The sequence below is a fragment of the Virgisporangium ochraceum genome (assembly GCF_016863655.1).
Taxonomy (GTDB): Bacteria; Actinomycetota; Actinomycetes; order Mycobacteriales; family Micromonosporaceae; genus Virgisporangium; species Virgisporangium ochraceum.
Genome location: NZ_BOPH01000106.1, coordinates 1 through 23,470, shown reverse-complemented (window position 1 = coordinate 23,470; position 23,470 = coordinate 1). Strand labels below are relative to the sequence as shown.

The 23,470-nt window shown below is 75.4% G+C and carries 13 protein-coding genes; 4 read left to right on the top strand and 9 right to left on the bottom strand.

Going from position 1 to position 23,470, the window contains the following annotated elements:
* Positions 1-145 precede the first annotated feature (145 nt).
* Both Voc01_RS39210 and Voc01_RS39205 read left to right on the top strand, forming a co-directional pair.
* The gene (locus Voc01_RS39210; RefSeq protein ID WP_203932764.1) at positions 146-838 is read left to right on the top strand and encodes an ABC transporter ATP-binding protein; all 693 of its coding nucleotides are present in this window, start codon (positions 146-148) and stop codon (positions 836-838) included.
* Positions 839-964: 126 nt separating this feature from the next.
* Entirely contained in the window at positions 965-3,322 is a 2,358-nt protein-coding gene (locus Voc01_RS39205; protein WP_203932763.1) for an ABC transporter permease, read from the top strand.
* Positions 3,323-3,340: 18 nt separating this feature from the next.
* On the opposite strand, the gene Voc01_RS39200 is transcribed toward Voc01_RS39205, so the two are convergent.
* From Voc01_RS39200 to Voc01_RS39175, 6 genes are all read right to left on the bottom strand, one after another.
* Positions 3,341-9,499 (bottom strand): beta-ketoacyl synthase N-terminal-like domain-containing protein, encoded by a 6,159-nt coding sequence (locus tag Voc01_RS39200; RefSeq protein ID WP_203932762.1) that lies wholly within the window; start codon positions 9,497-9,499, stop codon positions 3,341-3,343.
* A gap of 3 nt (positions 9,500-9,502) precedes the next feature.
* Positions 9,503-15,604, bottom strand: coding sequence for a type I polyketide synthase (locus tag Voc01_RS39195; RefSeq protein ID WP_203932761.1), 6,102 nt, complete (start codon positions 15,602-15,604; stop codon positions 9,503-9,505).
* A complete protein-coding gene (locus Voc01_RS39190) occupies positions 15,604-17,199 on the bottom strand; it encodes a PfaD family polyunsaturated fatty acid/polyketide biosynthesis protein (protein ID WP_203932760.1) in 1,596 nt (531 codons plus the stop codon). Before Voc01_RS39190 ends, Voc01_RS39195 begins: the two co-directional genes overlap by 1 nt.
* A gap of 78 nt (positions 17,200-17,277) precedes the next feature.
* Positions 17,278-18,294, bottom strand: a complete 1,017-nt coding sequence (locus Voc01_RS39185; RefSeq protein ID WP_203932759.1) for a 3-oxoacyl-ACP synthase III — start codon at positions 18,292-18,294, stop codon at positions 17,278-17,280.
* Positions 18,295-18,298: 4 nt separating this feature from the next.
* On the bottom strand, positions 18,299-19,378 hold the full coding sequence (locus Voc01_RS39180; RefSeq protein ID WP_203932758.1) for a hypothetical protein: 1,080 nt from the start codon (positions 19,376-19,378) through the stop codon (positions 18,299-18,301).
* 24 nt (positions 19,379-19,402) lie between these two features.
* Complete coding sequence (locus Voc01_RS39175; protein ID WP_203932757.1) at positions 19,403-20,407, bottom strand: hypothetical protein; 1,005 nt, start codon at positions 20,405-20,407, stop codon at positions 19,403-19,405.
* 55 nt (positions 20,408-20,462) lie between these two features.
* On the opposite strand from Voc01_RS39175, the gene Voc01_RS39170 reads away from it, so the two are divergent.
* On the top strand, positions 20,463-21,227 hold the full coding sequence (locus tag Voc01_RS39170; RefSeq protein ID WP_239160823.1) for an enoyl-CoA hydratase-related protein: 765 nt from the start codon (positions 20,463-20,465) through the stop codon (positions 21,225-21,227).
* Between the two features lie 57 nt (positions 21,228-21,284).
* Positions 21,285-21,848, top strand: a complete 564-nt coding sequence (locus tag Voc01_RS39165) for a hypothetical protein (protein ID WP_239160822.1) — start codon at positions 21,285-21,287, stop codon at positions 21,846-21,848.
* Here the strand turns inward: Voc01_RS39165 and Voc01_RS39160 are convergent, their stop codons facing one another.
* The 3 genes from Voc01_RS39160 to Voc01_RS39150 form a co-directional block, all read right to left on the bottom strand.
* Positions 21,849-22,370 carry a DUF488 domain-containing protein gene (locus tag Voc01_RS39160; protein WP_203932755.1) on the bottom strand — a complete coding sequence of 174 codons (522 nt, stop codon included), beginning with the start codon at positions 22,368-22,370 and terminating at the stop codon, positions 21,849-21,851. It abuts the gene before it with no gap.
* Positions 22,371-22,373: 3 nt separating this feature from the next.
* Entirely contained in the window at positions 22,374-22,712 is a 339-nt protein-coding gene (locus Voc01_RS39155) for a YnfA family protein (RefSeq protein ID WP_203932754.1), read from the bottom strand.
* A gap of 394 nt (positions 22,713-23,106) precedes the next feature.
* Positions 23,107-23,325 (bottom strand): DUF7455 domain-containing protein, encoded by a 219-nt coding sequence (locus tag Voc01_RS39150; protein ID WP_203932753.1) that lies wholly within the window; start codon positions 23,323-23,325, stop codon positions 23,107-23,109.
* Positions 23,326-23,470 lie beyond the last annotated feature (145 nt).

Here is a 23,470-nt window from a genome sequence, read left to right as displayed (position 1 = left end):
ACTCCACCACGACACCTTCGCAGACTCCGGCCGGGGCCACATCGGGCGCGCGATGCAGCCGCCTACATCCCGGGGATGACGGCACCCGGCAGGTTGCATCGCGGGACGGATGACCGGGCGCCGCCCGTGACCCTAGCGTGGCGCCATGACCACGGGAACCCACGTCGTGCGGCTCGACGACGTCCGCAAAGAGTACGGCGACACCACCGCCCTCGACGGGGTGACGCTCGAGATCCACAGCGGCGAGGCGGTGGCCGTGATGGGCCCCTCGGGCTGCGGCAAGTCGACGATGCTGAACATGATCGCCGGGCTCGACCGGCCGACGTCCGGGTCGGTGGTGGTCCACGACGAGGACCTGGGGCGGCTCGACGAGACGCGGCTCGCGCTGTTCCGCCGTCACAAGGTGGGCATGATCTTCCAGTTCTTCAACCTCCTCGACGACCTGACCGCGCTCGACAACGTGGCCCTCGCCGCCCAGCTGACCGGCTCGCGGGCCGGCGCCGCCCGCCGGCGCGCCCTGGAACTGCTCGACGAGCTCGGCGTCGCCGACCGGCGCAACGCCTACCCGGCCACGCTGAGCGGCGGCGAGCGGCAGCGGGTGGCGGTCGCCCGCGCGCTGATGAACCGGCCCGCGCTGCTCATGGCCGACGAGCCGACCGGCGCCCTCGACAGCCGGGCCGGCGAGCAGGTGATGGACCTGCTGCTCGACCTCAACCAGATCGGCCAGACGCTGCTCATCGTCACCCACGACGAGCGCCTCGCGACCCGCTGCGCCAGCCGCGTCGTCGAGCTCGCCGACGGCCGCATCGTCAACGAGCGCGTCCTGGAGCGCGCGTGAGCGCCGGGGCGGAGCCCCGGCGCTCACGCGCGGCTCTTGTGTGGGATTTCGGAGGTACGGCGTGAGCGCCGGGGCGGAGCCCCGGCGCTCACGCGCGGCTCTTGTGCGGGATTTCGGAGGCACAGCATGAGTGCCGTCTGGCGGGCGTCGCGGTCGGCGGTGCGCCGGCGCCGGGTGCAGACGTTCGTGATCGGGCTGGTGGTCCTCATGTCCACCGCGACGATCGTGGTGGCGCTGGCCCTGCTGGAGGCCTCGTCGGCGCCGTTCGACCGGGCCTTCGCCGCGCAGCGCGGCGCGCACGTGGTCGCGGTGTTCGACCCTGCCGCGGTCACCGCGTCGCAGCTCGCCGGTCCGAAGACCGGGGTCGCCGCCGCGGCGGGACCGTTCGGGCAGGCCGTCCTGGAACTGACCGGCACCGGTGGACCGCGGCCCGAGGGTCCGAAGACCGTGGTGGGACGCGCCGATCCGGGTGGCCCCGTCGACCGGCTCGACCTCTGGGACGGGCGGTGGGCCACCGCACCCGGGGAGGTCGTGCTCGCCGAGCCGCCACAGGACGGCGTCCCGCCCTACGTCGGCTCGTCGGTGACACTGGGAGGCAGGCCGTTCACCGTCGTCGGCCGGGCGTACAGCCTCGGCCACACCGCCGACGCGTGGGTCGCGCCGGAGCAGTTGGCGGAGCTGGGTCCCACGTCCCTGCAGATGCTCTACCGGTTCGACGGCGACGTGTCGACCACGGCCGCGGTGGAGAAGCGGCTGGCCGCGGCCACCGCCGGCCTGCCGCCGGGTGCGCTGGTCGCCGCGCAGCCGTACCTCGTCGTCAAGGAGGAGTTCGGCGAGATGCTGAAGACGGTCGTTCCGTTCCTCGCGACGTTCGGGGTGCTCGGGCTGGTCGTCGCGATCGTCATCGTGGGCAACGTGGTCAGCGGCGCGGTCGTTTCCGGCTACCGGCACATCGGGATCCTCAAGGCGATCGGGTTCACGCCGCGGCAGGTGGTCGCCGTGTACGTCGCGATGGTGTCGGTCCCGGCCGTCGTCGGCAGTGTTCTCGGGACCGTCGGGGGCGCCGTCGCCGCCCGACCGCTGCTCGCCGACGGCTTCGAGGACCTCGGCCTCGGCGCCGACAGCGGTGTCCCGCTCTGGGTGTGGCTCGTCGGTCTGCTCGGGGTACCGGCGTTCGTGGCCCTCGTGGCGTTCATGCCCGCCGTCCGGGCGCACCGGCTGTCGGCCGCCGAGGCGATCAGTGCCGGCAGCGCACCGCGCACCGGCCGGGGCACCCGGGTCCAGGGGCGGCTGGCCGTCGTCAGGCTGCCGCGGCACGTCACGCTCGGGCTCGGCCTGCCGTTCGCGCGTCCCGGTCGCACCGCTTTCACGGTCACCGCGGTCCTGCTCGGCGTCACCACGGTGACGTTCGCGACCGGCCTGGCCGCGACGCTCACCCGGGTGTCCATAGTGGAGGATCGGGCGTCGGGACAGGTCGCGGTGTGGCCGTCCGACGGACTGCACCGCGTCGGCAGCCCGGGGCAGCCGCCCACGGAGGAGCCGGTGAAGACGACCCGCACGGACGCGGAGGTCGAGGACCTGCTGCGCGGCCTGCCCGACGCCGCGCGCGTGACCGCGAGCCTGCAGCTACCGTTCGCCGCGGTCGGGCAGACCCAGCCGTTGAGCGTCATCTTCCTGCGTGGCGACTACTCGGCGATGAGCTACCAGGACATGCTCAGCGACGGACGCTGGATCGAGCGGCCCGGCGAGGCGGTCGTCCCGTCGACGCTCATCCGTGAACGCGGGCTGGCGGTCGGCGACCGGATCACCCTGGAGGCCGGGGGGCGGCGCACGGTGGTGACCGTGGTCGGCGAGCTGATGAGCGTCCCGCTCGCGGAGCCCGGTGTCCTCGTCGACTGGCAGGTGCTCACCGCGCTGGCGCCCGACCGCGTCGTGGAGCCGCACGAGATGCGCTACCAGGTGCAGCTGGTGCCGGGTGGCGACGCGGCCGCGTACGTGCGGGCGGCGCGGGCGGCCGACCCGGGGATCGACGCGTACGGCACCGCGCAGGTCAACGCGTTCACGGTCACCGTCATCGGCTTCTCGACGGTGCTGTCGCTGCTGCTGTCGACCGTCGCGGCGCTCGGGGTGTTCAACACGGTCGTGCTCAACGTCCGCGAGCGGCGCCGCGACCTCGGCACGCTCAAGTCGATGGGGATGACGCCGCGCCAGGTGGTCACGATGGTGCTCGCGTCGGTGACCGTCGTCGGCGTAGCCGGTGGGGTGCTCGGGATCCCGCTGGGCATCCTCGCGCACCGGTACGTCGTGCCGCTCGCGGCCGACGGGGCCGGGGTGAGCCTGCCGCGGGTGGTCCTGGAGGTGTGGCAGGCACCGACGCTCGTGCTCGTGGGTGCGGCGGGACTCGTGATCGCGCTGCTCGGCGCGCTGCTTCCGGCCCGCGGCGCCGCCCGGCTGACCATCGCCGAGGTGCTGCACAACGAGTGAGCCGAGGCCGACGCCGGCTCAGCCGACGGCGCGCATGCCGAGGCCGGTGACGTGGTAGATGCAGCGGCCGTCGACCCACAGCCACCCGTCGGCGGTGGCGTACGGGCCGTGTTCGTCGGTGCCGACGGCGGTGATGTCGAGGTCGACCGAGACCAGCGTGTCGGTCGGCACGACCTGGCCACGGTACCGCCACGCGACGCGGTGACCGGTGCGCACCGGCTCGAAGCGGCCGCTCACACCGCGCTCGACCAGATACCACTGGAGCAGGCTGCACATGGCCTGCACGCCCAGCGATCCCGGCTGCACGGGGTCCTGGAAGAAGTGCGCCTTGAAGTACCAGTCGTCGGCGTCGACGTCCTTCTCGGCGCGGAGGCGGCCGAGACCGTGGCTGCCGCCGTCGGGGGCGTACGCGGTGACGCGGTCGAGCATCACGAGCATCGGACCGGGCAGGCGCGGCGTGGCGCGCAGGTCGACAGTCCGTCCCGCCGGCACCGGGGACGTGGGTGGCGGCAGGCCGGCCTGGTCGACGAACGCCTCCGGCGGGAAGAAGCCGAACACGGTCTCCAGGTCGAACACCGGCGTACCGTCGGCGAGCGCGCACGACACCGTGAACGACTCGATGACCATCGACTCGTAGCGGGAGATCTCGCGGTTGACCACGGTGGTCCGCAGCGTCGCGTCGCCGGGCCGCACCTCGCGGTGGACGGTTCCGGCGCCGTCGAGGTTGCGGAACAGCAGGGTGCCGTCGGCGTCGAGCACGCTGCCGAGGTACATCGCGAGCCAGCCGCAGGGCTGGAGCGCCACCTCCATCAGCACGGCGAACGGCATCGTGGCGGCACCGGACTCCGCGAAGTACCAGGCGTCGGCGGGCACGTCGTACTCGGCGGTCACCGAGGTGCCGGCCCGCATCGCGCCGAACGCACCGTCGACCGCGACGATCCGCGACACCAGGTGGTACGGCGGCCCGGGCAGGCGCGGGGCGCGCAGCCCGGCCGCGTCGAAGCGCGCGAACGCCGGTCCCATCGCTTCGACCATGGGACCGCGCGCGCACGCGCGGAGCGCGCGCAGGTCCTGCCGCACCCCTTCCACGACGGCGACGTCGCCGCTCTCTACGACCGCGGGTGTCCACTGTGGCCAGTCGGGGACGAGGCGCAGCGCCGCGCCCTCCGCGTGGAACGCCTGTACCCCGTCGACGGTGCCGAGGACGTCGGCGTACAGCGTGGGAAACGGCGACGCGGACAGGCCGCGGACGAACACCTCGTACACGATGCGCCGGTTGCCCGGCGCGACCTGGCCGCGGCAGCGCAGGGTCACCGGCTCGTCGGGTACCGGCTCGAAGCGCCAGCCGTCGCGGGGAATCGTGTGGCCCAGCGCGGACAGGTAGAACGCCATCGCCTGCAGGCCGCCCTGGAACATCAGGGTGCCCGGCATGCACGGGTCGTTGGTGAAGTGGCCGTCGAAGTACCAGTCGTCGGGGGTCACGGCCGTCTCGGCGCGGAGGTAGCCGCGGCTCCAGGGACCGCCGGACGGGTCGAGTTCCGGCACCTCGCCGAGCAGGAGCAGGCGGCCGTCGTCGATGCGCGGGGTGCGCACGTGCGCGCCGGTGGCGGTCCACTGTGGACCGAAGCAGTCCGCGGGACGGCCCTCCGCGAACGCGCGGACCCGGTGCGCGTCGAAGGCGCGGTGCCCGGGCAGCACGGCCGGCGGGTCGGGCCGGGGCCCGGTGGGCGGGTTGTGCGCCGGGTCCCAGCGGATGCCGGCGGTGTCGGCGAGCTCGTCGTCGGTGAAGAAGCCGGCTTGTCCATTGTGGACGGTCATGCGCCGGTCGGCGCCGACGAAGCAGTCGTAGTGGAAGAAGAACAGGCGCACCCCGCCGTGCTCGGCGTGCCCGTCGACGTGGATCTCGAAGCGCAGGGCGTCGCCGGTCGCCGCGGGGCTGCCGTGGTAGGTCAGCTCGCAGCCGAGGAGGCGGTAGACGCGGTCGCCGCGGTGGAGCAGGTCGACGCCGAGCCAGCTGATGAGCAGCAGGTCGGCCTGGCCGGCCTCGACCATCAGGCCGGCGGGGATGCGTCCGGTCGCGTCGAGGTACCAGGCGTCGGCGGTGACGTCGGTCTCGGTGTGGATGGTGCCGGTCCCCATCGAGGCGGGCTCGGCGTCGATGCCGGTGACCCGGTCGACCAGCAGCATCGGCGGCGTGGGAAGGCGGGTCAGCCGGGCGCGGCCGGCCAGCGCGGCGAAGCGCGGCCCGAAGAGGGCGGCGACGTCGCCGGCGGCGAGGCGTTCCAGCTCGGCCCGGTCGAACCGCGCGGGCGCGGCCTGCGGCGGGATGGGCCGGGCGGGCGCGGCCCGCGGTGGGCCAGGCGGGGTGGGTGCGGCCTGGGTGGGCGCGGCCTGTGGGGGAGTGGCGCTGGTGGGTGCGGCCTGTCGGGGGACGGGCCGGGAGAGTGCCGCCGTGGCGCGGGCGGAGACGGCGAGGAAGTGTGCGTGGGCGGCCGTCTGGTGGGAGAGGAACTCGTGGTGCGCCGCGCTCACCCGGGCGAACTGCGCCGCCACGACCTCCGCGGCCCCGACCGGCCGCGAGATCGGGGGCGCCACCGGCGGTGCCGCCCCCAGCCGGGGTGATGGCTCGGGGGTCCGCTGGCGGGGGATGGCGGGCCGGCGTCCGGGTGGTGGTGGTGGGAGCAGGGGCGCGTCCGGGAGGTGCTCCGGCTCGGTGGACCCCCGCAGCCGCAGCTCCGGCGGGTGGGCCGGCAGGTCGAGCGTGGGGCCGGACGGTGGGTCGCGGTGGTCGGCGGCGACGGTCAGGTGGTCGAGCAGCCGGTCCACGGCGACCGGGACACCGGCCGCGACCAGCTCGACCACGGCCTGGCACAGCTGCCGGAGCGGGCGCCCCGGTGCGTCGAGGGCGACCGCGACGTGGTCCCGGCCCGCCAGGATCTGGCGGATCCAGGCGGTGCAGTGGCCCTGCGGCCCCTGCTCCACGAACACCCGGACACCGTCGGCGTAGGCCCGTTCGATGACGCGCACGAAGTCGACGGTTCCCAGGACCTGGGCCACGAGCGCGTCGGCGGCCCGGTCGGCGCTGGCGCGGTAGCTGTCGCCGGTGGCGCCGCTGTAGAAGCGGACGCCGGGCACGTCGCGGGTCGGGCGGTGGTGGAGGCGCCGGTACTCGTCGCGGACGGCGGCCAGCTCCGGCACGTGCGCGGCGATCGGGTAGTCCAGCGGGGCGGCCGGCACGTCGCCGAGCCGGCGCAGCAGCGCCGCGCACCCGTCGCGCGGCCCGCCGACCACACACGACCGGGGCGTGGTGACCGTCAGCAGGTGCACGCCGCCGAGGTCCCCTCCCTCGAGCGCGGCCCGGACGGTCCCCGCCGGCGCACCGACCAGGTAGCTCGCCCACGACGTCGCCCCGTCCGGCCACGCCCGCTTCAGCACCTCGAACCGGCCGGTGAGCCCGGTGCGGAACAGGTCGCTGGCCGCGAGATCGCCCAGGAGCCCGGAGACGTCGTGCCAGGCACCCATCGCCCCCAGCGCCGCCGACTCGCCCGACGAGTAGCCGATCGCGGCCGACGGCCGCAGCCCGAGGACGTCCCGCGCGAGGGTCGTGTGCATGCCGGCCACGACCGCGGCGCCCCAGATCAGGTCCAGGACCCCGGACCCGTCCGGCGCGGCCACCGGCGGCACCACGTCCGGGAACGCGAGCGCCAGCTCGTCGCCCATGCCGGGGTAGGCGGCCGCGCCGTTGGTGTAGACGAACGCGGTCTCGCCGTCGACGGGCCGGTCGCGGTAGGCGACGCCGTCGGGCCGCGGTCCGCCGTCGGTGAGCCACCGCCGCGCCGCCAGCAGCCGCGCGTCGTCGGCGTGCAGGGCCGGCCGCGCGTCGTCGGCGAGCACGGCCAGTCGCGCGGGGCCGGCGTCCAACTCGCGGCCCGCGTCGAGCGCGGCCAGGACCCCGGCGCGGTCGGGGCCGGAGAAGACGCGCAGGCGGTGCGGGGCGGCGGTGGTCCAGGGTGCGGGCGGGCCGGCGGGGCACAGCGTCACCGTCAGGGGTGTCGCGCCCAGCGGCTCGATCTCGACCCGGCAGACCCCGGCACCGGGCAGTGGCCGGGCGAACCCACCGCCCCGCGGAGACGCCCGGTGCCGCACCGCGATGGCGCCCACCGCCACGGCGACCAGACCGGACGCCGCGTGGGCGGTGCCGAACAGCTCCGCGGGGTCGAAGCGTGGCGCGGTGATCGCCTTTTCAGGAACAAACGTGGAGTCTGACTGCGCGTTCGTTCCTGAAAAGCCGATCACCAGGTCGGGGTGCGCGTGGGATGACAGGTCGATCACCGCCAGCGTGGGTCGGCCGGCGCGCTCCGCGTCGGAGCGGCGTTCCAGGACCAGCACCACCGCCGCGTCGCCCGGGGGACGGTCGCGACCCAGCGCCCGCAGGGCCGCCCGGTGCACCGGTTCCCACGACAGGTCGACGGCGCCCACCACCGCCACGTCGGCGTCGCCGGCGCGTAGGGCCCGCACCGCCAGGTCGAGCGCGACGAGGCCGGACGCCTCCTCGGCCGACACCGTCAGCCCGGGCCCCGCCACGTCGAGCTGGACGGTGATGCGGTTGGCGACCAGGTTCGGCATCGTGCCGAGCACCTCGCCCGCGCCGGCCGCCGCGCCGTCGAGGGCGTAGCGCGCCACCTCCGCGTCGACGCCCGTCCCGACCATCACGCAGGTGCGGTCGCGCGGCAGCGTCCGGCCCGCCACGGCCTCGCGCGCCGCCTCCAGGAGCAGCACGTGCTGCGCGTGCGCCGCGGCCAGGTCGTTGGGCGGGAACCGCAGCCCCGCCACGGCGACCCCGATGCGGTCGCGGGCGTGTGGCGCCGGCGTGCCGGTCAGCACCGCGCGGCGCAGGTCGGTGGCGTCGGCGCCGTCGGCGACGCGCGCTCCGATCGCGGTGATCACCACCTCGGTGACCGGCTGAGCGCGCGACCCGCTCGCCGGTGCCCCGCCGTCCCACTCCTCGACGACCAGGTGGGCGTTGGCGCCACCGAAGCCGAACGCGCTGACCGCGGCCCGGCGCGGACCGGGCCACTCCTCGGGTGCGGCGAGCAGCCGAAGCGGGGTCCCGTCGAAGGCGTCGATCGGAGCGTCCGCCGCCAACGACGCCGGGCGGACGCCGGCGCGCATCGCGCCGAGGAGCTTGAGGAGACCGGCACCGCCGGCGGCGGTCAGGAGGTGCCCGACGTTCGACTTCACCGAGCCGAGCGGAAGGTCGGCGCACCCGGCGAAGACGCGGGCGGCGCTGCGGGCCTCGACCGTGTCGCCGACCGGCGTGCCGGTCGCGTGGCACTCCAGCAGCGACACGGTCTCCGGCGCGACCCCCGCCGCGGCGTACGCGAGGCGCATCGCCCGCACCTGGCCCTCTTCGGAGGGGACCAGCAGCCCGCCGGTACGACCGTCGTTCGACAGTCCCACCGCCCGGATGACGCCCAGCACCGGCGTTCCGGCCGCCACCGCGTCCCGCAGCCGCACGAGCGCGACGAGCACCGCGCCCTCGCCCGGGACGAGCCCGTCGGCGTCGCGGTGGAACGGGCGGCTGCGGCCGGTCGGGCTCGACGCGCCGAGCGCGCGGAAGCCGCCCGCGATCAGCCGGCGGTCGGCGCGGCTGACGGCGCCGGCGAGCATCAGGTCGGCGCGGCCGTCGCGCAGGCGGTCGCAGGCGAGCCCGATCGCGTACAGCGCCGACGCGCACGCGGCGTCGAGGGCGAAGCCGCCGCGGCCGAGTCCGAGCGCGGTCGCCGCGAGGTGGGCGGGAAGGCCGGACGAGAACCGGTTCCGGGGATCGGTGACCGGCGCGCCGTCGCGCCACACCTGTTCGGCGACGCGGGCCAGCCCCGCGGTCGGGTACGACAGGTTGCCCAGCACCAGGCCGGCACCGGGTTGCGGACCCGTGCGCCCCGCCTCGTGGAGCGCCTGGCGGCCGGCGTGCAGCACCCAGCGGAACAACGGATCCAGCTCCATGACGCCGTCGAGCGCGAACCCGTCCGGGTCGAAGACATCGTCGAAGCCGTGCACCCGCCCGTATCCACTGTGGACGGACCGGTGCCCGGCGGCGACGTTGCGCCAGAACGCGTCGGGGTCCGTCGCGCCGGGCACGACGCAGCCGCGTCCCACGATCGCGACGGGTTCCACGGCTCAGCTTCCGGGGCGGCGCACCAGGTGCACACCGAGCAGCTCCGCGTGCGGCGCTCCGTCCCGGTCCCGCAGAATTACGTCGCAGACGGCGCCGTCGGCGTCCGCGCGGACCGCGCGCACGACGCAGCGCAGCTCCTCGGCGGCCGGGCCGCGGCGGTGCAGCCGCACCTCCGACACGCTCATCGGCAGCGTGTCGCCGGCACCGGCCCGCCGCGCCCACAGCAGTGCCAGTTGCAACGCGCCGTCGACGGCCGCGATGTCGACCTCGCCACCGACAGGGCCGTTCGCCGCACCGGTGACCGCGCCGTCCGCGCCCGCGGCGCCGACGGACACCGAGCGCAGCACGCGCAGCGCGGGCCCGTGGAACAGCGTGCCGCCGTCGTAGGGGTCGGCGAGCGGTTCGAGCCCCGCGGGTTCGAAGTCCACAGTGGACTCACCGGTGCCCGCGGCGGTGGCGCCGGCGCGGAAGTGCGGCCGGCCCGCGTCGTCGGTCAGGTCGATGCCGAACACGCGGACACCGTCGGCGCCGTCGGTGTCGACCTCGCGACCGCGCAGCACCAGCCGGTGGCCGCCGTCGGCCAGCCGCGGCAACGTGACCTTGTCGAGGACCCGGACGTCCCGCAGCACCAGGCTTCCGGGACCGGGATGCCGGGTCCGCGCGACGCGGGCGAACCAGTCGAGCACGGTCGCCACGGGCAGCACGGCGACGTCACCGACCCGGTGGTCGGAGAGGTACGGGTGGTCCGCGGCGGTCACGACGACCTCGGCCACGTCGGCGTCGACCGCCACACCGCGGGGCGCGTCGGGACCGGGCGCGGCCCGCACGACCACGACGTCACCGATGACCGGCCCGTCGACCTCGGCGGCGAACGCGCGCGCGCCGGCCTCGGGGTGGATCAGCGCCACCCCGTTGTCGCGGAACCGTTTCGCGAGCGCCGGCGTCACCATGCCGCCCTGCCACGGCCCCCACGCGACGGCTCGCACCAGGCAGCCCGGCCGCCGCGCCTGCTCGGTCGCGAGCACCTGGCCGAGCACCTCGTTGGCCATCGCGTAGTCGGCCTGCCCGGCGTTGCCGAACACCGCCGCGACGGAGGAGAACACGCACAGCACCTCGAGCGGGTCCTCGGCGGTGGCGTCGAGCAGCGCGGCCAGCCCGTGCACCTTGGTGCTGAAGACCCGCGCGAACTGCTCGTCGGTCTTGTCGGCCACCCGCGCGTCGGCGAGCACGCCGGCACCGTGGATCAGCGCGCGCACCGGTCCCCAGTCCGAGCGCACGAACTCGAGCACCTGGCTCACCGCGTCGGCGTCGCGTACGTCGACGCTGACGTACCGGCACTCGACGCCGTCGCGGCGCAGCCCGGCGAGCGTCTGGTTGATCTCACGGGTGGCGAGGAAGCGGCGCGCGCGAGCCGCCAGCTCGGCCGGCGGCCCCGGCTGGCGCTCGGCCAGCAGCCGCACCAGCCCCGGCTCGTCGGTGGCCCCGGCGAGCCCGGGCGGCTCGGCCGACAGCGGTGTGCGTCCCAGAATGACCAGCCGCGGCAGCCGGGCCGTGACGAGCGATCGCAGCGCCGCCGCCGTGACCCCGCGGGCGCCGCCCGACACGACGACCACGGACCCGTTGCCCAGCCGTGGCTTGCGCGACCGGTCCGTCCTCAGTGGAACGTGGACCGCGACCGGCACCACCCGGGAGCCGTCGGCCCGCAACCCGACCTCGGGCGCACCGGCCCCACCGAGGATCTCAGCGACGATCGCCTCGGCGACGGCCTTCGGCGAACGCCCGTCGGCGGCGCAGTCGATCGCCTTGACCGCGGCCTCCGGCCACTCCCGGGCGACCGTGCGCGCCAGCGCGGCCGGTCCACCGAGCCACGCCCGCGCCGGGTCGGCCGGCGTACCGAGCCCGAAGTCGCCGCCGGTGTCCTGCACCGTCACGAAGACGCCGCCGCCGGACTCCATCCGCTTGGCCACCGCCCGTGCCGCCCGCAGGGCCGACCGCTGCGCGTTGGCGGCCGAGTCGACGGACGTCACCCGCCGCAGGCCGTCGAGCGCGACCACCCCGGCGGCGTCGGCGGGGACCTCGGCCACGACCTCGGCGTGCAGCCCGTGGCGCCGCAGCCCGGCGACGACGAGCGACGCGATGCCGCGCCCGTCGTCGGTCACGGCGACGAGGCCGCGGGTGAGGCCGGGCATCGACAGGCCGGTGCGTGCGGTGGGGACCGGCCGCAGCGCCCGCCGGACGAGGTCGGTGCCCGGGTGCGGGTCGGCGGGGCGCTGCGTCTGGCGTGGAAGGTCGAGGGGCAGCGGCGTCTGCGTCATCCGCGCGACGGCGGGTGCGGACGCCCGCCGCGGCGCCTCGGCCGGCGCCGCCACCGGCGACGGGTCGACGGCGATCGACGGCGTGGCCGGGGCGGCGGGCACGGTCGGGACGGTCGGGCCGAGCGGAAGTTGCTGCTGGAGGGGGACACCGGGCGCGGGCTCGTCCGACCCCACCGGCTCCTCCGGCTCCGACGGCTCTGACAGCTCCGGCGGCTCTGTCTGCTCCGGTGGTTCTGCCTGCTCCGGCGGCGACGCGGTGTCGGCAGGCGGCTCCGGTTCGCCGGGTGGCTCGAGGTCGAGCGGTGGCTCCGGGTCGGGCGTCGGCTCCAGGGCCGGGGCGGTGCCGCCGAAGCGCTCGGCGATGTCGCGCAAGGTGCGCAGCGAGGCCAGCGCGGACAGCTCACCCTCGGGGGCCTCGCCGACGCGGTCGCGGACCGCGGACAGGATCTCGACCTTCTTGATGGAGTCGATGCCGAGGTCGGTGTCGAGGGCCATGTCGACGTCGAGCACGTCGACGGGGTAGCCGGTGCGTTCGGCCACCACCGAGAGCAGGACGTCGCTGACCCGCTGGGCGTCCACTGTGGACGGTGGTGCGGCCGCCGCGGGCACCGGAGCCGGCGGAAGCGGTTGCGCCGCCGCGGGCGTGGGGACGGCCGGCGGGGGAGGCAGGGAAACAGGTGGCGGAACTGGTGGCGGGGCCGGGAGCGGAACGGCCGGCGCCGCGGGTAACGCCTCAGCCGGCCCGGCAGGCAGCTGCTCCACCGGCGTGGGAACCGCCGGCGCGGGGAACGCCGCAGTGCCAGGAGCGCCAGGAGCCGCGGGAGCGGGCGGCTGACCCGTCATGGCGCCGAACATGCCCGTCATCGCGGCCTCGGCCATGCGCAGGTACTGGGCGTGGCTGTCGGCCATGCTGCGTTGGAACGCGGTCTGCACCTCCGCGAGCTGCCGCTGCGTGTTCTCGATGACGCGCAGCCACGACTCGTCGACCCGCTGCGGGGGCGGCGCGACCGGCGGCAGCCCACCCGACGCCGCAGGCGGGTGCGGCCGGCCGTAGTTGCCGCCGTTGAGCCGCACCGCCGACGTCGACAGCGTCCCGCTCGGCGGCGGGTCCGGTTCTCCCGACTCCGCCGACAGGGCTTCGAGATTCATGGCCACTCCTTGCACGGCGAGCCGGCCCAGGCCCTCCTGGAGGCTGGTCAGCCCGTCGACGCCCGGCCGGTCGAGGGCGACCGCGGTGTGCGGCCGGCCCTCGAGGATCCGCCCGACCAGGCCGGTGAGCACCGTGCCGGCGCCGACCTCGACGAACGTGCGCACCCCGGACCCGTACATCGCCTCCACCAGGGTGACGAACGCGACCGGCTCGGCGAGCTGGGCGGACAGCCGTTCGCGGACCCCGTCGGGGTCGGCCGGGTAGGTCCGGCCGCCGGCCGTCCCGTAGACGGGCAGCGTCGGCACCTTCACGTCGTCGCCGCGCAGGTAGGCGAGCAGCGGCTTGCGGGCCGAGGCGACCAGCGGGCTGTGGAAGCCGGTGGCGGCGTTGAGCCGGGTCACCTGGATGCCGCTCGTCCGCAGCCGGTTCGCGGCGGCGTCCAGGGCGGGCAGCGTGCCGGCGAGCACCACCTGGCGGGGGGCGTTGTGGTTGGCGAACCACACGTCGGGCAGGTCGGTGATCGCGGCCCGCACCGTCTCCGGAGCGGCCGCGGCGGCGAGCATCCCGCCCCGGCCGGGCGCGCCGGCCATCAACTCGCCGCGCCGGCGGGCCAGCAGCACCAGCGTGTCGGCGTCGTAGGCGCCGGCCGCGTGCAGCGCGACCAGCTCGCCGAAGCTGTGCCCGGCCACGCAGTCGGGCGTGAGGCCGGCGACGTCGAGGGCGGCCAGCAGCGACAGGCTGTGCACGGCCAGCGCGGGCTGCGCGCGGTCGGTCGCGGTCAGCCGGGCGTTCTGCGCGGCGCGGTCGTCGTCGGTGAAGGCCGGCGGCGGGAAGACGGCGCGGTGCAGGTCCGGGTCGAGGCCGGCGGCGCGGTCCCAGGCCCGCCGGGCCGCATCCAGGTGGACCGCGAGGTCGGTGCCCATTCCCACGTACTGCGAGCCCTGCCCGGGGAACAGGAACCCGATCCTCCCGACGTCGGTCGGGCCGGTGGCGTAGTGCGCGCGTACCCGCGGCGGCAACGGCCGGCCCGCCTCGATCGCGGGCAGCGCGGCCACGAGCGTCGCGGCGAGCTCGGCGGGGTCCGACGCGACGACGGCCAGGCGCACCCCGGCCGCCGGGTCGAACTCGGCGACGGACCGCCGGGCCAGCGCGGCGAGGGACACACCGGAGGAGGACGTCAGCCGGTCGGCCCGCGCCTTCAGGTCCGCGGGCGAGTCCGCGCTCAGCAGCATCAGCTCCGTCGGCAGCGAGCGCATCCGGGGCGGCCGGATGCCGCCGGTGTACTCCTCGACGGTCACGTGGAAATTCGTGCCGCCGAACCCGAAGCTCGACACCGCCGCGCGCCGGGGGTGCCCGCCCGCCGGCCGGACCCACGGCCGCGTCCCCGTGTTCAGGTAGAACGGGCTGTCGGCGACGTCGAGGTCGGGATGCGGCCGCTCCACCTTGATCGTCGGCGGGAGGACCTTGTGGTGCACCGCCAGCACGGCCTTCAGCAGCCCGGCCGCGCCCGCGGCCGACTTGGTGTGCCCGATCTGCGACTTCACCGAGCCCAGGGCGCACCACTGCCGGTCCGGTCGCCCGGAGAACACCTCGCGCAGCGCGGCGAACTCGGCGGCGTCGCCGGCGCTGGTCCCGGTCCCATGGGCCTCGACGAGCTCGACGGTGTGCGGACCGTACCCCGCCGCCGCGTACGCCGACCGCAGCGCCCGCGCCTGACCGGCCGGGACCGGCGCGTAGATCGCGCCGCCCTTCCCGTCGGACGCGGCGCCGACGCCGCGGACGACGGCGTAGACGGGGTCGCCGTCGCGTTCGGCGTCGGACAGGCGCTTGAGCGCGAACATCACCAGGCCCTCGCCGAGCATCGTGCCGTCGGCGTCGGCGGCGAACGGCCGGCAGTCGCCCGACGGTGACAGCGCGGGCGTCTGCGAGAAGCAGGTGAACATCGTGACGTCGTTCATCGTGTCGACGCCGCCGGTGAGGACGAGGTCGGCGCGGTCGAGGGTCAGTTCGGCGACGGCCGCGTACAGCGCGGCGAGCGAACTCGCGCACGCCGCGTCGGTGGTGTGGTTGACCCCGTGCAGGTCGAACCGGTTCGCGATGCGCCCGCTGACGACGTTGGTGAGCAGCCCGGGGAACGTCTCCTCCTGCCAGGGCACGTAGTGCGCGCCGATGCGGTCGCAGATCGCCTGTGCCAGCTCCTCGTCGACGCCGTGCTCGCGCAGGGCGCGCAGCCACACCGGCCGCTGCAGCGGCGCCGCCGCCTCGGTCATGCGCGGCAGGCCCGACGCGCCGATCAGCACGCCGACCCGGGACCGGTCGGGCAGCCGGCACCCGGCGAGGACCTGCTCGGCCACCACGAGCGCGAGCAGCTGTCCGGTGTCGATCGCCGACAGGTTGTTCGGCGGGATGCCGAAGCGCAGGGGATCGAAGTCGATCTCCGGGAGGAACGCGCCACGGCGTCCGTACGTCTTGTCCTTCGCGGCGCGGTCGGGGCTGTAATGGTCCTCGACCAGCCAGCGGCTGGCCGGCACGTCGGTCATCAGGTCGCGGCCGGCGACGAGCGTGCGCCAGAACGGTCCGACGCCGGGGGAGCCGGGCAGCAGCGCGCCGGCGGCGACGACGGCGACGGGCTCGGTCATCACGCGGCCACGCCGTGCGGAGTCCGGCCGTCGGTGGTCGCGGCGGTCGCGGTGGTCGTTGCGGTCGCTGTGGTCGCGGCCGTCGCGAGCCGGCGCGGACGGAACGTGAACGCCTCCGGCGGCACCGGGACCCCGACCGTGCGCGCCTGGTGCGCCCGGGTGACCACGGCCGCGCCCTCCAGCAGGTTGAGGGCGATCTGGGCGACCGTGCGTTCCGCGGGCTCGGCGAGGAAGCTGCCCCGGGTCCACCGGTTGAACGCGCCGACCGCGGGCCCGGCCCAGAGCTGGTAGTCGGTGCGCCGCGCGGTCTCCCCGTCGATCGCCCACCGGCTCGACATGCCCAGGTACCACCGGAAGACCAGGGCCATGCGGTGGCGGGGGTCGCGCTCGGCGAGCGTGAGCTGCGCGGGGTCGCGCTGCTCCCAGAAGGCGCGCGTCTGCGTCCAGATCTCCTCGACGGTGGCGTGCAGGACGTCGCGCTCCAGCGCGGCCAGCGTCTGCGCGGGCATCGCGTCGAGGGAGGCGTGGGCGCGGTACGCCTCGTAGAGCCGGGCGGCGCGGGTGGCGTACATGGTGCCCCGGCGCAGCACCTGCACCTTGACGCCCAACTCGAACATGTCGGCCGCGGGTGCCATGGTCACGTCGGCGAGGTCGGCCGCGGCGAGCAGCTCACGCGCGTCCGCTGACATGCCCGACTCGACGGCGAGCTGGTTCACCGAGCCGGTCACGACGTAGGCCGCGCCCAGCGCGAACGCCGCCGCGACGGCGAGCGGGTCGCCGAGCCCGCCGCCGGCGCCTACCCGCACCGGACGCTGGTAGCCGTACCGCTCGGTCAGCTCGTCGCGCAGCGCGAGCACCGCCGGCAGCACCGCGGCGAGCGGACGGTTGTCGGTGTGCCCGCCGCTGTCACCTTCCACGGTGACGTCCTCGGCGACCGGCACCCGCTCGGCGAGCCAGGCCTCGTCGGCGGTGAGCAGCCCGTCGCGCACCAGGGCCTCGACGATCCGCCGCGGCGCCGGCGACAGGAACGCGGCGGCCGTCTCCGGGCGGGACACCTTCGCGAAAATGTGAACCGGCCGCACGATCGCACCGTCGGGGCCGACCCGCAGGCCGGTGGCCGCGCACCGGGCGACGGCGGGCGTGATGTCCATGAACGCCGACGCCGAGATCCGCGTGACGCCGCGCCGCAGCAGCAGGTCGGCGACGTGGGTCTCCAGCCGCGGCTCGCTGGGCGTGTGGATCAGGTTGACGCCCAAGGGCGCGGTGGTGCGGCCCAGCTCGTCGAGCGCGCGCTCCACCCGGTCGACGCCGAGGCCCGCCGCGCCGAAGAAGCCGAGCAGGCCGGTCTGCGCGGCCGCGGCGACCATGCGGGTCGTGGCGATGCCGTTGGCCATCTCGCCGACGACGTACGGGAAGCGGACGCCGTGGGTGGCGCCGAAGCCGCGGTCGCCGAGCCACTCGGGGTACATGGGCGGCAGCGTGCCGATGCGCCGGTCCGTTTCCGCCCTGGTGACCGCGACGCCGGTGTGGTCCTGGACCAGATGCAGCGGCATCCGGATGTCGCTCAGGTGGGCGGCGATCGTGGCGGGGTCCATTGCTGAACACAGTACCGACCGGCGTGGGCGCCACTGTCCGCGATCGGACCGGCTACCACGCGAGGCGACCGCAGCGGCCTACCAGACGAGGTCGGCCATGGAGCAGTTCAGACCGGAGCCGATGCCCATCAGGGCCACCCGGGAGCCCCGGCGCAGCCGGCCCGTGCGGGCGAGTTCGGCCAGCACGACGGGCAGGCCGGCGGGTCCGATGTTGCCGCGTTCGGGGTACACGCGCAGCACCCGGGTAGGGTCCAGGCCCAGCCGCTCGACCAGGCCGTCGGTGTGTGCCCGGCCGACCTGGTGCGCGGCCACCTCGTCGGGCGGCGCGCCGTCCCAGCCGAACGCCTCGACGGCGCGCCGGTAGGTCCGGTCCGCGAGCCGCAGGCCCTCCTCGAGCACCGCGGCGCTGTCGGTGACCATGCGGTCGAGGTCGCCGCGGCACAGATGCGAGAACTCGGTGGCGGCCAGGGACACGGTGCCCGTGAAGCGGGGACCGTCGGGGAGCAGCCCGCGGCGGCCCAGGACCATCGCCGCCGCGGCCGAGCCCAGGGTCAGCGACGCGAACTCCTCCCGGAACCCCTCGACCGTGGCGTCGGGCCGGTTGAGCCGCTCGACCGTCGCGTCGATGATCCGCCCGCTCACCTCGGCGTCGACGACCAGCGCGTACTCCACGGCGCCGTGCTCGATCATGCGGCCGGCCACGTCCATGCCGGTCAGGAAGCCGAGGCAGGCGTTGGACAGGTCGAAGTTGAGGCACCCTTCGCCGAGTCCCAACGCCGCGTGGACGACGCTCGCGGCCGACGGTTCCAGGTGGTCGCGCGACACCGAGGTGTCGACGAGCAGACCGACCCGGTCGCGCGGGATCCCGGCGGTGACCAGCGCCCGCTGGCCGGCCAGCGCCGCCGCGTCGGCGACCCGGGTGCCGGGTGGCCACAGGCGGCGGGCCCGGATGCCGGCGACCTCCTCCAGCAGCACGTCGGGATGCACGCCGAGGCGTTCCCGGGCGGGCTCCAGCCGCCGGGCCAGCTCGGCGGAGGTCACCCGCAGCGGCGGCTCCACCTGGACGACGCTGCCGACCGACACCTGCTGGAACACGGGGTCAGCTCAGGTCGCGGGACCAGCGGAGGTCACGCAGGTCCGGAACGGGCCGGTGGAAGGACGGCAGGCGTCGGACCCTGTGTCCGGGGCCGACGTCGTGCCGCCCGGCGCCGAACTCGCGGTCCCACACGCCGACCCGGCGCTGGTCGGCGTCGCGCTCGCGTTCCAGCTCGTCGGCGTACGCTGCGATCTTCGCGCCGACCCGGTAGGTCCCGAGTGTGCGGGCCAGGTACACCAGCGTGAGGCTCTCACCCCAGTCTCCGGTCCACTCGTGGTAGAAGACCGCGTACTTCAGCAGCTGAACGGCGACCGCGTCGCGGACGGCGGTGTGCCGGTCCGGCGGCCCCAGCCTGAGCGTCTCGACGGCCGGCAGCACCGCGTCGTGCAGCGACCGGGCGATCGACGCCAGTTTCTCGGGCGTCCGGCGGATCGCGTCGTTGGCCTGGTCGACACGGTCTCCGATCCGCGCGATCACCGCGTTGGCCGCGGCCCGGCGGGCGGCGGCGCGCACGTCGTCGGGGAAGCCGTCGTACTCGACCAGCTGCCAGTGCGCCTCGACCATGGCGTCGGACTGGCGGCGCTCGGCCCAGCGCACCGCGACCGACGCGCCGACCCGGGCCAGCACCAGCGGCAGCTCCTCGCGGATGACCTCGGTTGCGTCGGCTCTGGCGGCGTACGCGTCCCAGAACGGGTCGGACCGCCACACGCGCAGCCAGAACCTGTACGCCCGCCGCCACTGTGCCGCGCCGACCCGTACCTCGTGGTCGAGGTCGAGGGCGAGCAGGTGGTTGAGCACGGCCAGGTTGTGGTGCGCCACGTCGGTTCCGGCCGCCTCCCAGGCCGCGTCGGCGCGGGCCGGGTCACCGGCGCGGTATGCCGCGAGGCCGTCGTCGGCACCGGGGCCGTCCCAGAACCAGAAGAACTCGGCGACCGCGCGGGTGGCGGCACCCGGTCGGGGTCTGCCGGTACCGGCGGGCGTGACGTCGGTGGGGGAGTCGGCCGACCGGAACATGTGGTCGCGGTACAGGTCCGGCGTGGCGACCGCGCGGAGCGCCGCCCTGAGCGCCTTCCTGTCGGTCACGCGTCCACCCCCAGGACGACGAGCCTACGCCGCGCACCGCCAGAGGACCGGTGCCGTCCCGCCGGCACCGGCCGACGCGGCGTTGCCGGCGATGCGGCGGCCGTCCGGGCTGATCGCCTCGGCCGTGTCGGGAGCGGCGGTGCCGTCGTCGAGGCGGCGCAGCGTCAGCGTCCTCGCACCGCCGAGCAGCACGGCGTGCCGGTCCTCCCTGGCGCTGAGCACGCCGCCGTCGCTGACGGCGGCGCCGCCGAGGTCGTACCGGGGGAACGCGGTCACCTCGCCGGTGCGCAGGTTCCACCGGACCGGCAGGCCCCGGTCGCTCTGCCAGGTGGTGGCGAACCCGGTGACCCAGTCGCCGGTCACCGACGACGCTCCAGCGCCCAGCGCCGGCCGGCCGTCGATCGTCGGCAGCGGCAGTTCCCGCGCCGTGCCGTCGGCCGACCAGACGTACGGGCGCAGGCTGCTCCCGGTCCCGGTCATGCCGACGATCGTCCGGCCGTCGGGGGTGATGTCGTAGGCGTCGCCGGTGGACGTCGCGAGCGGCGTCGGTGCGGCCGCACCCGGGCGCCACAGCGCCGGACGCCGGTCGTGGGTGCCGACCACCACCCCGTCGTCGCTGACGCCGAAGGCCTCGGTGAGCGGCAGCGTCGTGGCCGCGCCGTCGCGGTACTGCCAGGCCCTGTGCTCCATCGGTCCGCCCAGCGTCCCGAAGGTGGCGGTGCCGACCGCGATCCCGGCCGCGTTGACGTCCTCCGGGATCTGGTAGCTGTCACCCGGGAGGTCGACCCGGCGCGGCCTGCCGTCGGTCCAGACGACCAGGTCGAGGTCGGACGGGTCGCCACCGCCGCGGGTGCGGCCGACGATGTGGCGTCCCGACGGGTCCATCGCGAACACGAGGCTGTACGCGCCGGGCGAGGGCAACGCGAGCCGTTCGACCGCGCAGTCCCCGGTCTCCCGTGCCGTGTACGCGGCCAGACCACCGACCGCCGTGACGACCACGGCGACCAGGTCCCACAAGGCTCTTCTCATGCCCGGAAGACGTGTCCGGTGTCGCGCCGCGTCACGGCCGCATAGCGTGGGCGCCGTGGACAACATTCTGGTCGACCGGACGGGCGACACCGTCGTCGTCACGATGAACCGCCCGGCGCGGCGCAACTCGCTGTCCGCCGGTCATCTGGCCGACCTCCTCGCGGCCTTCCGCGAGACGGCGGCCACCGACGCCACGGGCATCGTGCTGGCCGGCAACGGCCCGGTGTTCTGCGCGGGCCACGACTTCGCCGACGTGGCGGGCCGCGACCTGGCCGCCACCCGCGACCTCCTGCGGCTGTGCACCGACCTGATGCGCACGATCCAGACCGTACCGCAGGTGGTGATCGCCCAGGTGCACGGCCTGGCCACCGCGGCGGGCTGTCAGCTGGTGGCGTCGTGCGACCTGGCGGTGGCGGCCGAGTCGGCGGGCTTCGCGCTTCCGGGCGGCAAGGGTGGCTGGTTCTGCCACACGCCGGCTGTCCCCGTGGCCCGGGCGGTGGGCCGCAAACGCCTGATGGAGCTCGCGCTGACCGGCGATCCCATCGACGCCCGCACCGCCCTGGAGTGGGGTCTGGTCAACCGCGTCGTCCCCGACGACCGGCTGGCCGCCGAGGTGACAGACCTTCTGGGACGGGCGACGCGGGGCAGCCGGGCGAGCAAGGCCCTCGGCAAGCAGACGCTGTACGCCCAGCTCGACCGCCCGGAGGCCGACGCGTACACGGTGGCGGTCGAGGTGATGGCCGCGGCGTCCCAGACCGCCGCCGCCCGCGAGGGCATGGCCTCCTTCCTGGAGAAGCGGGCGCCGCACTGGCCGGAGTAGGCCGGCGGTCAGCGCTCGCTCGATCGTCTGGATCTCCCGGGCGCTAGCGTGGGGCGGGTGGACAGGGAACGGATGGTCGGGTTCGGGCCGAAACAGGTGTGGCTGGCCGTGCGCGACGGCACGGCGGCCGAGGTCCGCGCGGCGTTGCGGCTGCGGAATCTGGGACCGGTGGGGTGGCGCGCCGGGATCGACCTGGCCCACCTGACCGACGACCGGGTGGCCCTCACCCCCGTGGTCGACGGTGTCGGCGGGAGCCGCTGGCTGCTCGTGGTCGGCCGGTGGCTGTGGACCGGTCCCGTGTCCGTCGAGGACCTGTCCGCCTCGTTGGGCACCGAGGTGCACCGGTACTCCACGCACCGGGGACTCGAGCAGCACGAGTGGGAACGGGCGGTCACGGGCACGCTGGTGCGGAGCTTCGCCTACAGCGGGCGCTCGGCCGAGGTGCAGCGGTGGGTCGGCGACCCCGACCCGGCCGAGACCGCCATCGGCATCTCCGACCCGGATGCGGACATCCTGGTCGGCGAGTCCGACGTCCTGCGGATCGCGGAGGCGTGGAGCGTCGACCCGAGCGGGCTCGACGGGGGGCCGGCCACCGGGCCGCTGGAGGCGGCGGCCCCCTGATCAGAGGCCGGGGAGCGGCTGCTGCGCGTCGTACACCGGCCAGCCGTCGGAGTCGGGTCGGGCCCCCTCGGTGACCCGGTGCGGCTGGCTCTTGCCGACCTCGAGCAGGTGCTCCACGGTCACCCCGCGCAGCACCAGCGCGTCGGCGACGAGCATCCGGTGGCAGCGCCACCAGAGGGTCTCGGCGCACATGACGGCGGAGCCGGCGGTCAGCCGGTCGAGGGCGGTGCGGAACAGCGGCGTGTCCATGTGCTCGGCGTAGGCCGCGAACGATTCGTTGCGCAGCGCGGTGTGGCGCGAGTCGGGCCGTCGCTGTCGCCGTCCGCCGAGGGCCTCGCCCTCCCAGGCGTAGCGCAGGCCCGCCGTGCGCAGGGTGGCGGCGAGCGCGTCACGTCCGAACTGCGGATGGCGGCGGGACCCGGGGAAGCGCCGCACGTCGACGAGCGTGTCGACCCCGGCCTCCAGCAGGATGGCGACGAGCTCCTCGACCGGCCGGGCGCCGTGTCCCACGGTGCGGATCACGGGTCAGCCGCCCGACCGCGGGGCGTACATGATCACCGCGACCCCGAGCAGGCAGAGCATCGCCCCGGCGACGTCGTACCGGTCGGGCCGGAACCCGTCGACGACCATGGCCCACCCGAGCGAGCCGGCCACGAAGACCCCGCCGTAGGCGGCGAGGATCCGCCCGAAGTTGGCGTCGGGCTGCAGCGTGGCGACGAACCCGTACACCCCGAGCGCGGCGACGCCCGCCGCGACCCACAGCAGCCCGCGATGTCCCCGCACCCCCTGCCACACCAGCCACGCACCCCCGATCTCAGCGGCAGCCGCAAGAACGAACAGGAACACCGACCAGCCAACCCTCACGGTCCCATCCGACCACGCCGACCCTCCCCGCTCCCGTCGATCTTGCAGGTGTGGCCGGGATGAAATGGTCGTGAGCGGGGCAAAAGGGCGGCCACAACTGCAAGTCACCCGGCGTCGTCGGACGCCTCGCAGGCGCGAAAGCAGCGGCCGGCCGATCTTGGACACTTCTACATCGAATTCGATGCACAAGTGTCCAAGATCGGCGGCTGGGGTGGGGCGGGTCGGGGGGAAACACGGCGGCCCCACCCCCGCGCGCCGGAGGGGTTCGCGCGGGGGTGGGGCGTGAGGGGCGCGGTGCGTACGGGGGTGGATACGCGGCGCGCGGCGGGGTGGGGGTGGTGCGGTGGGGGTGGTGCGGTGGGGTGGGACGGTCAGGGTGGGGTGTGGCGTGCGGTCAGCGGGTGCGCCAGCCGAAGCCGGTCTCGATGACGACGTGGTTGGCGCTGGTGCGGATGGTGCTGGCGTAACGGTTGGCGTGGTGTCCGCAGAAGGTGAGGTCACCACCACCGGGCATGAAGGTGCGGACCTTGCCGTCGGCGCCGCAGCGGTCGCAGCGCTCCGGCAACTCGACGGCGACGGTGACGGTCGGCTCGGTGAGGACAATCGGGGACATCGCTCATCTCCTTCGTGCTGCTCGACGTGCTGGCACCCATTGCTACGGCCGCCAGCCGGCCGACTTCAGTTCCAGCCCGGTGACGTACGGCTGCCAGTTGGTTGCGCGGTCGCGGTGAGTGGGCCGTCGATGGATCGACATGTGC